The organism is Agrobacterium sp. lyk4-40-TYG-31 (genome assembly GCF_030209855.1).
Classification (GTDB): domain Bacteria; phylum Pseudomonadota; class Alphaproteobacteria; order Rhizobiales; family Rhizobiaceae; genus Agrobacterium; species Agrobacterium vaccinii.
In genome coordinates this window covers 133,095-147,077 of sequence record NZ_JARVRE010000010.1, presented here as the reverse complement: position 1 = coordinate 147,077, position 13,983 = coordinate 133,095, and the positions used below count along the sequence as shown (strand labels likewise).

Below are 13,983 nucleotides of genomic sequence, written 5' to 3'. Positions count from 1 at the left end.
GTCATGAATAGAAGAGCGGAGCAGGCTCGTTTTTCACGATCGCTGCGCTGTCAAATGTGATTGCGGGGTAAGGTTGGACATGGTCGAAAGCCATCGTCTGACCATCAATTTGGAACTGACCATCCCACGTCAAAACGACCTTGGGCCGATCCGGTGCGTTGACGGAAAGAATGCGTTGCTCTGGGTCAAAGCTGACACGCGTGCCAAGCAATTTATTGCGGAAAGTCACGAAGTCATTGGTACTTCCGCATCCAATCGTCCCGATCCAGCCGCATCGTTTCCCCTGTGAGCGGATTTCGCGGTTGGCGGTCGCGCCAGTGGTGACTAACTCCAGGCCGTTCGTTGCATAAAGCCCGGCAAAGCCACGATCCGAGCGCGCAAACAGCCAATTGCCCTCAATAGAAACGCCATCGAGACCATCTCGCCCGAAATAAGCATGCGTCCAGTCGTTGCGGTGCGTGTCCGTATCGAAAATCATCAAGGCAAGGTCACGATGTTGGGCCACTCGTGGCAAAACGCCGTTTCCAGCCCAATAGGATGGCCTCTGACTTCCCCAGGGATCATCCTCGCCCGGATGATTGACCCACAGTCGCGCCATCGGGTGTCCCGCAAGTCGGATGTCGAGGACATGTTGCTGATGCCCCCTCATGCCTGTCTTGTGATCAACAACAGTCGAAAGTTGCGCGGCCTCGTTTTTAAAAAGTACGAGTTTTCCGCTTTCCAAGCCCTGGGCATAGCGCGCCTCCACCACGCGCCCCGCATCGAGCTGCGTCAGTGCATCCAGACGGGCGGGCGGCACATAGTTTCCGCAGCAGAAGAGCGGCAGCGACGCCACGCCACCGTTGAGCCACCCTTTCCCGAAAGCAACCTTGGCAAATGGCGCAAGCTCCGTAAGCGGTCCCGCACGCAGCTCTTTGTCATAGGCTCTGCCTTGAGAGCCAGCCGGTACGCCGGCAAGCGTGTGCAAAGCGATCATCTCGAAGATCAGATCGAGTTGATGACGCGCTCTTGCAGCCAAAGTTGGCTCGGCCCAATGCTCAATGGCAAGAAGACCGATAAAATCGACAGGATAGTATGCAGCGGAATTCCACTCGGCCAAACCGTGCGCTTCGACACTGTCAAACCAACGAGAGAGACGCTCCTGCGCAATTGCCGCCTGTTGCGCGCCTGTCCGTCCTGACGCCGAGAAAATGGCATCCGGCAAGTATCGCCCGGCCAGCAGCTGGCTTGTGTGGAAGCAGAGAACGTGGTTTTCGCTCCAGAACCACATGACGTCATTACCAGGCTCATCCACCCAATAACGATAGTTCACGATCGATGCGTCAATCCGCTCGCGCAGCGTCGCGGGCAGTTGCTCACCGTAGGCGTGTACCAGCCATAGCAGCGGGATAAGAACGAAATCCGAGCAGTCCTCTCGTCGGTCTATAGCCTTGAGTGTCGTATCGACAATGTCCGTTATCGTATCGATATCATCATCGCCAGTTGCCACCATCGCCAACGCTCGGCCAATGCGCCAGGCTCCGAACTCTGCACTAAACGCCAGAGCCTCTTTTTTCCGGCGGACGATATCCGTATCGCCAGCGGTGGCCACGATATCCGTCATGAAGGCGGCATCGATAGCCCGCTCAACCTTTGCCCTGCCCGAACCGATGGTCAATTTCACGGCGTGATAGCCATCGGCGATGCCAAGCGTTTCCGGTATTTCGAGACATGTCTGGCCAGCAGTCAGCACCATATCGACATCTGCCAACAGAGCTCGTTCATGCCCATGGCTTTTAACCGCCACATGCACCGGCAGATCGTTTTCTGGCGCGCTATCGAATATCAATTCCAGAGGCTGCCCGACAAAAACATCGCGCGCTGGTCTGATATCACGAACCAAATCCGCAAGACGTTTTGTTCCCTGCTGGTCAAGCGCCACAGGCAGAGCGACGGACAATGGCGTGTCATCCGTCACTTCAAGTTCAAAGAACCAGATGATGTCGCGCTCTGCCAGATCTTCGCAATGGATTAGAATGTCGTTATCGCCCGCCTTGAGCGCGAGCATGATATCCACATGACTTTCGACATTACGAATAAATGGCTCGAACCGGACTTGCTCCACACCGTTGACCCAAATGCGCACGCCACCGCAGGTGAAAAGCCGAAATCTGGCATTACGCGCCTCTTCGCTGTGGAATGTCCCCTTCAACCATCGACGCACATGCATCGGCACGTGCCAGAATCCGGTAAATTCGACACGACGGTTGGAGCCGGGCAAATTCAGATGCGAAACGGCCCAGTCGGTTTCGGGCGCAATATCTCTACCGATCATATGACTTTGGAAGGCCTTGCGGCAGGGCAGATCACCCACGTCCACAAATCCATTGATGAAACGATAGTTGACGCGATCTTCAGCCGGTGCGGGAATGCCGGGATAGGACGTTTCCAGCAGGTCAGACACCATCCAAGCGGTAACCGTATCACCCTTTCGGGCAACGTAAGCAGGTTCCGTAGTCGTATCCGCCACATGTACATTCATCATAATAGATCGCGCCTCCCATCGATCGTTATGAAATATTTTTCATGATATAAAATTTACGATAAACACGTCAATTTCTATCATTTGCGCCGAACAAACAGCTTGACGACGCGCTTGTCAAGTCGCAAAACAGAGGAAATCGAAACGATTGTGGGAGCTATCGTTCGATTTATGAAAATGATTTCATAGGGAGGATTAAATGCTGAAGTATTTTTCAGGCGCGAGTGCCATTGTCATCGCGTCATTGGCCGGACTGGCGGCGGCACATGCCGAAACCAGAACAATCACGTTCCTTTTTACCGATGATGACCAAGGCTATGTCCAACGGATGTCCGAACTCAGCAAGGAGTTCGAGGCCGCAAATCTTGGCGTGAAGGTGAACTTCATTTCTTCCGGCTACGATGCTGTTTCCAAGCAGTTACCGGTGCAGTTGGCCGTTGGTGAAGGTCCTGACGTCGCCAAGATCACAGACTGGCAACTTGCACCCTACTACCTCGATATGCGCCCCTACATGAAGGATCCTGAAGCCTACGCCAAATTGCATGGCGTGAGCCTGGATCAACTTCGTCTGCCAAATATCAACGATCCCAAGTCTATCAATGGCTACGTAGCATCGCAGACCCTGAACTTGCCTTTCGTCAACAAGACGCTGTTCGAGCAGGCTGGCGAGCCCTTGCCTAGCCCGACCGCAAAACTCAGCGAGATCGTTGAAGCCTCGGCGCGTGTGGCAAAGGCAACGGGCGTACAGATACCGTTTACCATGGACCGTTCCGGTCACCGTTTCTCCGGCGGTGCTTTTGCCTATGGTGCAAAATACGTGAGGGATGGCAAGTTCAGTTTTCCTGACGACGCTACGAAGAAATACATCGCCGATGTTTACTCCTGGACGCAAAACGGCAGCTTTCCCAAGGAAATGTGGGGCGCCGCTGGCGGATCACAATACAAGAGCATGGGGGACGAGTTCGTCAACGGCAATGCCGTGACCTATCTTGCGGGCAACTGGATGGTAAATCCGTTCCAGACCAAGATCGGTGACGCTTTTGAATGGACAGCCATCAATGCGCCTTGTGGTGACGCCGGATGCTACGCCATGCCTGGCGCGACCGCTATTGTTGGCTTCAAGCGCACCAAATACCCCGAAGATGTTGCCCATTTCATCGAGTTTCTCGGCTCTGAAAAAGTACAAAGGGAAATCGCCGAGAATTACGTGATCCTGACGGGCGCTGAGATCAGCAATCCGAACTACAAGCTGACGGGCGAGAGCGCCAAAGCGTCCATGCAGGTCTTTCTGGACAACAAGAAGAACGTGCCCCAGGGCGCACGCGAGTTCGAAAAGAAAAAGGGTGGATCGGCAGTTTACCAGCAGATCGTTCAACGCATGAGCCAGTTGATCGTGGGTGAATTGACGCTCGACCAGACTTATAAAGTTTTGGAAGATGATATGGCGAAGATCAACGAGGCCGTTGACGTCAAAAAGTAAGCGGCAGCTCTGCGCCGCTATTAAGCCAAGATGAAAGTCCTGTTTGATCTTCCCGCAGCGTGCTGTGGGAAGATTAGCCGGTTGATGGGGGCGCCCTAACGTTTAGGAATGTTCGGGACATCGGTCTTTTGTTTCGGCGTGGAATATTCCCACGCCGAAACACAAAATGAGCGACATGTTACGCCGTTATGAATAAAAACCGTCTTGATGCCGGACATAAGCGGACATCGCCATCGCAGCGCTATGTCGTCTTTGTTCCCATCGAATAAGGTTTAATGAGCGCTCTACCATATTAGAAATTATTTAAGTAATAAAATGAGTATTACTAATATATAAATGTCTTATTTATCGTATATCAAAGTATAATGTGCTTGTATTGTGTGATGACTTCCTCTAATTCATCATTTGAGTTTGGGGCGTTATCGTTCTGCGCCTCGATCCGAAAGAAATTTGGGAGGTGCGAATGCATAGAAAGTCTCTAAAGGCACTTTTGGTTGGCTGCGCCGTATTGTGTGCAGGCGTTGGCGGTGCCCAGGCGCAAACCATCAGCGTCTGGTCCAGGCAGACGGATGAATCGATCAGTGTGCTGAAGGCGCTCACCGACGCATTTACGGCAGATACTGGTATCAAGGTCGATACGTTCAACACTGGTATCGATTTCGAGCAGCGCCTTGCGCGTGCCGCTGCCGGGCGTACCCTGCCGGATATTGTCTTGAATGATACGACAGCAATGGGGCAGATGAACCAGATGGGGATTTTGCGCTCCATTGATCAGTCCAAGATTGCAGGCAGTCAGGATGTGTCGCCTGCAGCTTGGGACGGTGCCAAGGCCAGTGATGGACAGTTCTATTCGGTGCCGATTTCGGCTCAGTCCTTCGCCATGTTCATTCGCAAAGATTGGCGCGAAAAATTGAACATGCCGCAGCCCAAGACGTGGGAAGACGTTCGTAACCTTGCCGAGGCTTTCACCACGAAAGACCCAGATGGGAATGGCAAGGCTGATACGTTCGGCATGGCCATTCCCGGATCAACGACGCGCGGTTATGCAAGCTGGTACATGAGCAGCTTCATCTGGGAGGCCGGTGGTGACTACGTCAAGCAGGAGGCGGACGGTTTCGTTCCGACACTGAACACGCCGCAGGTGGCAGAAGCGCTGACCTATGTGCGTGGCATGATTTGCGACAAGTTTGCCCAGCCCGGTGCCATCAATGCGACGACAGGCGATACCCTGCCGACCTTCAGATCCGGACAGACTGGCATCTTCGTCTCAGGCCCCTACCACATTCCGCAGCTTGATGCCGAGCCGGGCAAGGACGTCGTCGAGGTTGTTATGATGCCCGCGGGTCCTGGCGGCATCGCGTCTCTGGCAGAAGGCACGAGTGCCTACCTGCTGAAAAGCGTCAAGGACGAGGAGGCCGCCAACAAGTTTCTGGCGTTCCTGATTTCGCCGAAGGGCCAGGAAATCGCCATGGCGCAGGGTTCGGGTCGCACGCCGATCGTCCGATTGCCTGTGAATACCAAGGTTGACGTCAATGCCATTCGCAACGATCCACGCTGGACGGTATTCAAGGAAACCTTTGATAAATATGGGCGTTACATGCCAGCTGTTCCGAACTGGACCGCGGTTCGTACCCTGACGGGCGACGGCTTCAACCGCATTCTTGCGCAATGCGATGCGGACGTGCCAGCCGAGTTGGAAGCACTGAACAAGCAGGTTGCGACGGAATTGAGTGGCCAGAACGCCCTTTCCGCTTCCTATAAGTAAGCAGCTTTCCCTGCGTCGCTGCAATGGCGGTGACGCAGGGAAACAAGCATTGTCCTTGAGGTGAACATGTCCGTCACGTCCCCACCGTCCACTTCTGGACAGGCCGCGAACACATCCCGACCACAGCCTCGCGTCGTCAAATGGCGGCTCCGCACGGTACTGACGCCTTGGCTGTTTCTTGCGCCTGCATTGATCATTTTCACGTGGTTCAAATTCTACCCGATGATCTCGGGCTTCTCCATGTCTTTTTATGACGTGCAGTTTTACTCTGATAGCAAATGGGTAGGGCTGGACAATTTTTACCGCGCCTTCAGTGATCTTGCCCTGCGCAGCGCCGTCATTCACACGACGATCTACGTGATCGTGGGAACGCTTTCGGCCTGCGTTGTCGCCTTCTTCATGGCCTTGACGCTGGAAGGGCCAGCCCGTCATCTCAGCATCATCCGCACAGCCGTGTTTTTGCCCGCCATCACCAGTGTCGCGATCATCGCCGAAATCTGGCGTATTCTGTTCAATTCCGCTGATTACGGTCTCATCAATTCCATATTGGGTTTCTTCGGAGTTGCCCCCCAGGGATTTCTCAGCGATCCCAACCAGGCGCTTTGGGTGCTCATCCTCATGAGTGCGTGGAAGAGCGCGCCGTATGACATGGTGATCTTCGTCGCCGGTCTCGTTGGCGTCAACCGCGAGCTATACGATGCGGCAAGCGTCGATGGTGCCAGCGTCTGGCGTAAACTGTGGCATGTGACCTTGCCCGGCATCATACCATCGATATCGGTCGTTCTGATGCTGTCCTTCATCCGTGGTTTTCGGGTGTTCGCCGAAGTTTATGCGACCACGGGCGGCGGCCCAGCTGGCTCCACGTCGACGATCATGACCCACATCTACAAAGTCGGGTTCGAGGAATTGAATTACGGATATGCGTCCGCTGTCTCCTTCCTTTTGCTGCTGTTCACGGTCGCACTGACTGTGCTGCACATGAAGGTCAAATCCAAGCTCACAGCGTAAGGGGCTTTCGATGAAAACTTCTCTTCTGCTCAATCTGGGCCGGTATGTCCTCTATGCCATCCTTGTCGTCATTTTTGTCGGTCCCTTCTGGGGTGCGCTCGTTACCGCTTTCAGCGGTGTCAGCCTCAAGCCGGGCCAGTTGACGCTGATTCCGCAAAGCCCGACTCTGGAGAATTTCAGGATCGCGCTTTTCGACATGAAGGTGTGGCGTTATCTGATGAATTCGGTGATCGTGGTGATTGTCGGCACCGGATTACAGGTCACGGCCAGTGCGCTGGCGGCCTATGCGCTGGCCCGCAAGAAATTTCGCGGTGCAGCCATCGTCAGTCTGCTCATCCTTTGCACGCTGATGCTGCCGGAAGAGGTCATTGCCATTCCGCTTTATCTGGTGATGCAGAAGGAAATTCCGATCATCAACGTGTCGATTTACAACACCTATCTGGCGATGATCCTGCCGGTGGTCGGTTGGGCGTTTTCGATTTTCATGCTGACCGAGTTTATGCGTGCCATTCCGCTCGAGCTGGAAGAAGCTGCCCGGATCGATGGTGCCAGCGAGTGGCAGATCTTTTTCCGGGTCATTCTGCCTCTGGTGCGCCCGGCGCTTGGCACCGTGCTCATCTTCGGCTTCATCATGATATGGGATCAGTATCTGTTGCCGCTCATCGTCGTCAACGACAAGGACCTGATGACGTTGCCGGTGGCACTGGGTTCCCTGCGTGTGGATGACACGATCACGCCGAACATTCTGGTGGCGGCAACGCTCATCGCCATGGCTCCGAGCGTCGTCGTCTACCTCCTTCTCCAGCGGCAATTCAACCGCGGCATCATGGCGGGCGCGGTCAAAGGCTAATCGCGCCACTTGCGCAGAAACAATCTTAAGAGGAATGAAATGGGTGCAGTTTCCCTACGGGGTGTTTCCAAGTCGTTTGGTGCCGTGGACGTCATCAAGGATGTATCGATCGATATAGCGGAGGGCGAGTTTTGCGTCCTTATCGGGCCGAGCGGTTCAGGCAAATCGACGCTGTTGCGGATTATCGCCGGGCTGGAGACAGCCAGTGGCGGCACGATCCACATTGGCGGGCGCGATGTCACCGATCTGGAACCCAAACAACGCGATATCGCCATGGTGTTCCAGAGCTATGCGCTTTACCCGCAGATGACAGTGCGCGAAAATATGAGCTTTTCGCTGCGTCTGGCAAAACGTCCGAAGGACGAGATCAAGCAGAAGATCGATCAGGTTGCCCAGATGCTCGACCTTGGAAAACTGCTGGACCGGTTGCCCAAGGAACTTTCCGGTGGTCAGCGACAGCGCGTCGCCATGGGACGCGCGATTGTGCGCAATCCGTCCGTATTCCTCTTCGACGAACCGCTTTCCAACCTGGATGCGAAGCTGCGCAGCCAGGTACGAGGGGAAATTCGCGATCTGCATCATAAATGGAAGACCACATCCGTCTATGTCACGCACGACCAGGTGGAGGCCATGACCATGGGCGAGAAGATCGTCGTGCTGCGTGATGGCCGGGTCGAGCAGGTCGGAACGCCGCTACAGCTTTATGACCTGCCTGACAGTGTCTTCGTCGCAAGCTTCATCGGATCGCCAGCCATCAACATGATGAACGCCAAGATCAGCGGCGATGGCGCAGACCTGCTTCTGGGCAGCAGCCAGAGCCGGTTGCCGGTGCCCGGCAACTATGGCGATATCGGCGGACGGGACGTGGTGGTTGGCATTCGTCCGGAATATCTGGAGGTCGTGGCCCGCGACACCGTCAACGCGCTACCGGCCACCGTCCACGCGGTCGAGACGACGGGTTCGGATACCACGGTGATCTGCAATAGCCCGGTGGGCCAACTGCTTGTTTCATCCAAGAGCCGCAGCCCCTTGCATATGGGCGAAGACGTGGCTTTGAGCGTGGCAAATGGCAAAGCTTTGTTGTTCGACAGGCACACAGAGCGTCGATTGGTGCCGTTAACCTAACGAAAACAAGTGTTTATGAAGCGGATTGGGACAGTATGACACTAGGCTCGCCTGTTTTTGTGGCGGAACGGATCGCCAGACCAGGTTGTACCATTGCGGAGACGCCCGTATGGGAGCCTGAGCACTCGCGGATCACCTGGATCGATTCACCGGGGTCTTCCTTGTACAGGATCACCTACCCGGATGCTCTTCTCGAGCGATTTGACCTGCCGATGCGCGTGGGAGCGATTGCCTCGACGATGGACGGTGATTTCATCGCCTCCACCGATCGTGGCTTCGCCAGGCTTTCCATCGTCGATGGCCAGGTGGAATTCGAGTTTGGTGCAGGGCCGGATCTTGGGCCAGGGTGGCGGATGAATGACGGCGCATGTGACCGGCAGGGACGGTTCTGGTCCGGCTCCATGGCGCCGGACACCTCGGCGCCAGGCGCATTTGGCACGCTCTTCAGCATTGGCGCTCACAATGAGGTCGTTCAAAGAGGCGGGCGCTTCAGATCACAGAACGGTCTGGCATGGAGCCCAGACAGCACGTCCATCTATGTGTCGGACTCCAACCCGCTCAATCCATATGTGCAGGTCTATGATTTCGATCCGGTCAGTGGAAACTTCACCAACGGTCGACTGTTTGCAGACAAAGCCACGCTCGGCGGACGGCCGGATGGTGCTGCGATCGACGTCGATGGTTGTTACTGGATTGCCGCCAGTGACAGTGGCCGCTTGCTGCGCATGACACCCAACGGTGAAATAGACGCAGAAATCCGTATCGATGTGCCAAACCCCACCAACATCTGTTTTATCGGCAGCGATCTGAAAACGGCATTCATTACCACACTCCGGGCCGATGGCGTTGGGCCTGGTGGCGATGTCTATGTCGTGGATCTGCCATATCAGGGGCTGGCCGAGCCGCACTATCGAGCCGGTTGAAACAGCCCGATCACCAATTGCAATTGGAGAAGCTTGCCATGTATCTCGGAACACAGATTCCCGCACGCAATGACGATGACTACCGGGTAATGAAACAGCTGGGTGTGAACAACATTTCGGCTACGCCGCCGGGTGACTGGCGCACATGGGATCGCCCGACCCTCGAAGCGTTTCGCGAGAAGATCGAAGGGTTCGGCCTCACACTCGACATGACGCAACTGCCAATGCCCTCGACCCGTGTCGATCGTGACGACGTTCCGTGCAAGGATATCATGCTGGCCGGGCCGGAGCGAGACAGCCAGATCGACGGCATCTGCCGTCTGATCGAGAACTGCGCGGCTGTGGGCATTCCATCCGTTCGCTACAATTTCAACTATATCGGCATTCCGCGCACGCCGATGGAGCCGGGCAGGGGCGGATACATGGCCGAGGCCTTCAGGCTCGATCTGGCCGATCCGAACGAACCAACGCCGAAAGGTATCGGCTCTATCGACGAAGATACGATCTGGGAGAGGGTGGATTATTTCCTTGCCCGCGTCGTGCCAGTCGCCGAATCCGTCAATATCCGCCTTGCCTGCCATCCGCACGATCCGGCAACTCCGCCGGGCTTCATGGGCGTGACGCGCGTTTTGGGATCGGTCGAGGGAATGAAGCGATTCGTTCAGATGCATGAAAGTCCTGTGCACGGGCTTAACTTCTGCATCGGAACCCTGGGCGAGATGGTCGAGGACGTGTCGGAAGTGCCTGCCATAACGCGCTGGTTCGGTGAGCGCGGCAAGATCATGAACATCCATTTCCGCAATATCGTCGGTAAGCGGTACTCCTTCCGCGAAAGCTTCCTCGAGGATGGCGACATCGACATGCCGGCCGTCATCGATGCCCTGCGCGACATCGGATACCAGTACATGGTCATGCCGGACCATGCCCCGACGCTATCGGGTGAAAACCAGCAGCAGGTCGCCTTTGCCTTTTGCTACGGCTACATCGCCGCACTGCTACAAACCCGTTGCTGAACCGGACGGCCCGAAGATACGGGCCACTGTCATGAACTTCAAAGAAACCAGCAGGTCTTCCATGTCTGTCTCCCACGCTATTCGCATGTCACCCCAGGCCGATGACATTACCGGTCAACTGCAATCCCTGTTCGATACGCATGAGGGGGCGCTGCATGTCGTGCTTGAACCCGGCATCCATCATTGCGGAGGTCTGCGCCTGCGCTCCGACCTGACCATCGAAATATCCGACGGCGCCGAACTGCATTTCATCCCCAGTTACGATGCCTACGCGCAAACGACCGTGGCCATCATTGCGGAAGAGAGCGACCGGGCAATGATGACGGCGGTGGGTGTCCGCAACATCGCTCTCATCGGCGGCGGGCGCATTTTCTGCGCGGGTTCAACGAAATATACCCATGGTGATGATGGCGACATGGGCACTCTGGTGGCGTCTCGCTATCGCCCCCGTATTCTGGTTCTGGACGACTGCCGCGATATCCGTATCGAAGGGCTGCGCATTGACGATTCACCTATGTGGACCATGCATTTTGCCGGCTGCGAGAACATCGAGGTCAAGGGCGTCGAGGTGGACAATGACCGGCGCATGCCCAATACGGACGGTATCGTCATTGATGGCTGCCGCAATGTCCGGATTTTCGACAGCACCTTCCGCACGGCCGATGATGGAATTGTTCTCAAAACCACCCGTCGCGAAGACGGTTCGCTGACCGGCCCTTGCGAAAACGTCACCGTTCGCAACTGCATCGTGGAAAGCCGCTCCTGTGCGCTGAAACTCGGTACCGAAAGCTTTTCGCCGTTCCGTAATATCTCGTTCGAGGACGTTCGCATCGAAAAATCGAACCGTGGACTGGGCATTTTCTCGCGCGATGGCGGGGTGGTCGAAGGCATTCGCTTCGTGCGCATCACTGTCGATTGCCATGAAACGCCTGCGGGCTTCTGGGGCTCGGGCGAGGCGATCACCATCACCGTTCTCGACCGCCGCCCGGAGGAGTTTCCAGCCGGTGCCGTCAGTGATGTTCTGGTGGAGGATGTCAGCGGCACGATGGAGGGCGCAATCAACATGGTTGCTGAACACCAGGGCGGCGTTTCTGACATCACGTTGCGCCGGATTTCGCTGGATCAACAGCCGGGTCCGCTGAAGACCGGCCTGTGCTACGATATGCGCCCCACCATAGAAGACCGCTTTGACCGTTTTCCCATCGGAGACAAGAGTGCGGGCCGTGTCAACGCATGGCGTTTCGGCCCGGATGGCAAGATCATCGGCCTGATCGACTATCCCAACGGCATTCCGGGTATTTTTGCTAAGGGTGTTGCAGGTCTGGTGACCGAAGATATCCAGATTGCGCGGCCCGATCCGTTACCGGAAAACTGGAACAGCGAGATCGTCGTGGTGACTGACGCAGCACGTTAATTTCAGGCAAACTGCTTTCTCGGGAGAAACCAGCCTTGGTCTGCACCGCAATCCCATGCGCGACCGTGAGGATATAGGCGGCGAGCACTGCGGGATCGGCGTCGGGCGGTAGATCACCTTAGCGTTTTGACGTCTCGAAACGCTGCCGCAAGACGTCTCCGCCCTCGGCGCGCCACTGCTACGTAAGAAAATCAATGAGCCGAAAGTCAAGGCAGGGACATCGAGCGTGTCGCGTCCCTTTGCTCGGTCGTAACAACCTGAGAACCACCGCTGTTCGTGATTAGCGCTTTTCTCATGCAAGCAGTTTCGGCTAAGATGTTCGCATGTCGCAGATCATCGTCACGCCCGCCCGAAAAGAGAAGCTTGCTGATACCGTCTACGGGCAAATTCTGTTCGAGATTACGTCGGGCAAATTTACCGAGGGAGACAAGCTTCCGTCCGAAGCGGAGCTTTCCCTTGCTTTTGACGTATCCAGACCCGTGGTTCGGGAGGCCTTGCTGCGGCTATCCACGGATGGTCTCATCCAATCGCGGCGGGGTATTGGCACGTTCATTTCGACGAAGCCGTCTACACGGCTGACCGAACTGGCCGATGCTGCCGACCTTTCAAGCTATGTGCGTTCTTTCGAGCCGAGAATCGTCATTGAAGTCGAGGCCGCACGGCTTGCGGCGATGCGACGTTCGCGCGGGCATCTGGAAGCCATTCGGCAGGCGATTGATGATCTGAACGAGGCGATTGTGCGGGGAGAATTGGGGCAGGCGCAAGATATCGCGTTTCACGATGCGGTCGCTATTGCCGCTGGTAACGAGTATTTTCCCGTATTGCTGAAGGATTTGCGTCGACCGGTGCAGGAGACCATGAACATCGGGCTCGAACTTGCAAGGGAGCGCGCACCGGCGCGGCGTCTACGCGTCGTGGAGGAGCATACCAGAATCCTTAACGCGATTAGCGTCGAGGACAGTGATTCTGCTGCGAGTTATATGAAGTATCACCTGCTTCAGGCGCGTGCCGCTATCCTTGATGCGCAACATCTTGAAGCGGGACGACTGACAAGTAGACGGTCGACCCGCGGTCAGCGATAGAGCGGCAGGAGAAGCCGCCTACCTCATCACTAGTGTAAGATCTGAGCAAGAAATTCCCGGGCTCGTGCAGTTTTCGGATTGGCGAAGAACTCGTCCGGCTTGCCGGTTTCGACAATCGTGCCGGCATCCATGAAAATGATACGATCAGCGACCTGGCGCGCGAAGTGCATCTCGTGCGTCACGCAGATCATCGTTCCACCTTCTTTCGCAAGTTCGACCATCGTATCGAGCACTTCGCGGACCATTTCTGGATCGAGTGCCGAGGTTGGTTCGTCAAACAGCATCAGTTCGGGGCTCATTGACAGTGCCCGTGCGATAGCGACACGCTGCTGTTGACCACCCGAAAGCTGCGATGGATATTTGCCAGCCTGCTCTGGAATTCGAACGCGTTCAAGGAAGCGCTGAGCGATCGTCCGCGCTTCTTCACGCGAGATGCCTTTGACCTTCATCGGTGCGATCATGCAGTTTTCGAGCACGGTCAGGTGCGGGAAAAGATTGAAGTTCTGGAAGACCATGCCTGTGCGCCGACGCACCGCATCCACAGAGGGACGCGCAGCCGTTACGTCGATGCCACAGACCCGTAGAGAACCGGACTGATATTGCTCCAGCGCATTGAGGCAGCGTATCAGGGTCGATTTTCCTGATCCGGACGGACCGCATATGACGATCGTTTCACCGCGATTGACCGTCAGATCGATAGTCTTGAGAGCCTGGAAGGCTCCGAAGAATTTCGAAACCTGCTGTGCCTTCACGACCGCGCCATCGGCTTTTTCATTTGAATGATTTGCGCTCACAATCTTTT

General features: G+C 55.9%; 11 protein-coding genes. 9 read left to right on the top strand and 2 right to left on the bottom strand.

Features of this window, described 5'->3' with window-relative positions:
• Position 1 precedes the first annotated feature (1 nt).
• Positions 2–2,524 carry a hypothetical protein gene (locus QRN55_RS19465; RefSeq protein ID WP_284777978.1) on the bottom strand — a complete coding sequence of 841 codons (2,523 nt, stop codon included), beginning with the start codon at positions 2,522–2,524 and terminating at the stop codon, positions 2–4.
• 196 nt (positions 2,525–2,720) lie between these two features.
• On the opposite strand from QRN55_RS19465, the gene QRN55_RS19460 reads away from it, so the two are divergent.
• The 9 genes from QRN55_RS19460 to QRN55_RS19420 all read left to right on the top strand — a co-directional run bounded on the left by QRN55_RS19460 (position 2,721) and on the right by QRN55_RS19420 (position 13,181).
• A complete protein-coding gene (locus tag QRN55_RS19460; protein WP_284777977.1) occupies positions 2,721–4,001 on the top strand; it encodes an ABC transporter substrate-binding protein in 1,281 nt (426 codons plus the stop codon).
• Positions 4,002–4,464: 463 nt separating this feature from the next.
• Positions 4,465–5,766 carry an ABC transporter substrate-binding protein gene (locus QRN55_RS19455; RefSeq protein WP_284777976.1) on the top strand — a complete coding sequence of 434 codons (1,302 nt, stop codon included), beginning with the start codon at positions 4,465–4,467 and terminating at the stop codon, positions 5,764–5,766.
• 66 nt (positions 5,767–5,832) lie between these two features.
• Positions 5,833–6,774, top strand: a complete 942-nt coding sequence (locus QRN55_RS19450) for a carbohydrate ABC transporter permease (protein ID WP_284777975.1) — start codon at positions 5,833–5,835, stop codon at positions 6,772–6,774.
• A gap of 10 nt (positions 6,775–6,784) precedes the next feature.
• The gene (locus QRN55_RS19445; protein WP_284777974.1) at positions 6,785–7,624 is read left to right on the top strand and encodes a carbohydrate ABC transporter permease; all 840 of its coding nucleotides are present in this window, start codon (positions 6,785–6,787) and stop codon (positions 7,622–7,624) included.
• Between the two features lie 39 nt (positions 7,625–7,663).
• Positions 7,664–8,749 carry an ABC transporter ATP-binding protein gene (locus QRN55_RS19440; RefSeq protein ID WP_284777973.1) on the top strand — a complete coding sequence of 362 codons (1,086 nt, stop codon included), beginning with the start codon at positions 7,664–7,666 and terminating at the stop codon, positions 8,747–8,749.
• Between the two features lie 35 nt (positions 8,750–8,784).
• Positions 8,785–9,672, top strand: coding sequence for an SMP-30/gluconolactonase/LRE family protein (locus QRN55_RS19435; protein ID WP_284777972.1), 888 nt, complete (start codon positions 8,785–8,787; stop codon positions 9,670–9,672).
• Between the two features lie 38 nt (positions 9,673–9,710).
• Positions 9,711–10,685, top strand: a complete 975-nt coding sequence (locus tag QRN55_RS19430; RefSeq protein ID WP_284777971.1) for a mannonate dehydratase — start codon at positions 9,711–9,713, stop codon at positions 10,683–10,685.
• A 61-nt stretch (positions 10,686–10,746) separates the two neighbouring features.
• Complete coding sequence (pglB, locus tag QRN55_RS19425) at positions 10,747–12,099, top strand: polygalacturonase PglB (protein ID WP_284777970.1); 1,353 nt, start codon at positions 10,747–10,749, stop codon at positions 12,097–12,099.
• A gap of 323 nt (positions 12,100–12,422) precedes the next feature.
• A complete protein-coding gene (locus tag QRN55_RS19420) occupies positions 12,423–13,181 on the top strand; it encodes a FadR/GntR family transcriptional regulator (RefSeq protein ID WP_284777969.1) in 759 nt (252 codons plus the stop codon).
• 29 nt (positions 13,182–13,210) lie between these two features.
• On the opposite strand, the gene QRN55_RS19415 is transcribed toward QRN55_RS19420, so the two are convergent.
• Complete coding sequence (locus tag QRN55_RS19415) at positions 13,211–13,975, bottom strand: amino acid ABC transporter ATP-binding protein (protein WP_284777968.1); 765 nt, start codon at positions 13,973–13,975, stop codon at positions 13,211–13,213.
• Positions 13,976–13,983 lie beyond the last annotated feature (8 nt).